1 protein-coding gene is annotated in these 1,661 nt (G+C 48.9%); it reads right to left on the bottom strand.

Annotated features, from left to right (window positions below):
- Positions 1-1,661: glycerol-3-phosphate 1-O-acyltransferase PlsB (gene plsB / locus R7P67_RS23665; RefSeq protein ID WP_318086173.1), on the bottom strand; the 1,661-nt coding region annotated here is incomplete at both ends.

Genomic DNA, 1,661 nt, shown 5'->3' on the forward strand with positions numbered 1-1,661 from the left:
CTGCAGCGTCTCAGTAATCGTGCGACCAAGTAGAACCAGCGGTTGGTTGTTTGATTGGTTGATTTCCAATTTGTTGCCATCAAGACAGATCATTTTCTGCTCGGCAAACTCATTCAACGTTTTCACCACAAGGTCGTTTAAATCTTCCTCTTGGTAGCTTAGGAACAGCTCTTTCTTCAAGAATGGGTAGATTTGCGCAACGTTCTCTTGGATTTTCTCCACGGTGAGATTGCGCTGACGAATAATCATCTGAGCAATCAACGATGGCAGCGCAAACAAGTGAATGATGTTGTTGCGATAGTAAGTCATCAGAATCGATTGACTACGATCCAGAGAAATGATGTCGCCCATACTGTCTGTTTCAATCACAAACTTATCTAACGAGATAGCGTGATCAACCAACTCTTCAGCACTTTCTGTTGGGATGGTTGAAGTGCTTGAGTATGGGTTGTTCTTCAGTAGCTTCAAGTAGCACTCAATCTGATTGATCAGAGAATCACGAGACAGTGCACGTTGGCGAGAAGCCAACAAGGCCGTTGCACAAAGCGTTAAGGCGTTTGCCGCTGCCGCATCGTTAATGTGCGTCATCATCTTGTTCGCTAGCTCATTGACCACAGGATTCATCCACTGTGGTTTGCTACCGCCCATGCTATCGATGTCTTTTGTCCACTCTGGCGCGTGCTCGTTAAGGTATTGGTTGAGCTGAATAGGCTCACCGAAGTTCACGTAGCCCAAACCAAAGTTACGCAGTTTACGTAGAGTACGCAGAACAAGACCTGCGTTCTCTTTCTCTTTACGTTTACCGCGCAGTTCTTTGGCGTAAGTGCCCACTTCCATTACGTGCTCGTAACCGATGTAAACCGGTACCAGCGTTACGGGGCGGTTTAGACCACGCAGCATCGCTTGAATCGTCATGGCCAACATACCCGTTTTCGCTTGCAGTAAACGACCGGTACGTGAGCGACCACCTTCGCTGAAGTACTCTACCGAGTAGCCTTTTGCAAACAGCTCGGCTAGATACTCGCGGAAAATCGTGGAGTACAGTTTGTTGCCTTTAAAGCTACGACGAATAAAGAACGCACCACCACGACGGAAAATCGGACCCGCAGGGAAGAAGTTCAGGTTGATACCCGCAGCAATGTGCGGTGGCACCATACCTTCATGGTACAGAACGTAAGACAGCAGTAGGTAGTCCATGTGACTACGGTGACACGGCACGTAAACGATCTCATGGCCATCTTGCGCCAAGCGACGCACTGTCGAAGCGTTGTTGATGTGCAGGCCTTGATATAGTTTGGTCCACAGCCAGCTCAGGATGCGATCGCCGTTTTTCACCAGACCGTATGAGAAGTCGGCTGCGATTTCATCCATGATGTCATGGGCTTCTTTGCGCGCTTTCTCAATCGAAATGTCTTTGCTTTTTGCCTCGTCTTCAATCGCTTGTTCAATTGCAGGTGACTTTAACACGCGAGCAAATAGCACTTGGCGTTGCGGTAGGTTTGGACCTGATGCCGCCAATTTTTGACGAGAAAAGTGGATACGTGCCACGCGCGCTAATTTATGCGCAATAGCACTGTCTGTACCGGGAGAATCCGCCATATACCGCAGTGAAGCCACCGGGCTAAAGCGCACCAAACAGCCACGACCTGCTGCCATTACCG

Source organism: Vibrio sp. Vb0937, assembly GCF_033338855.1.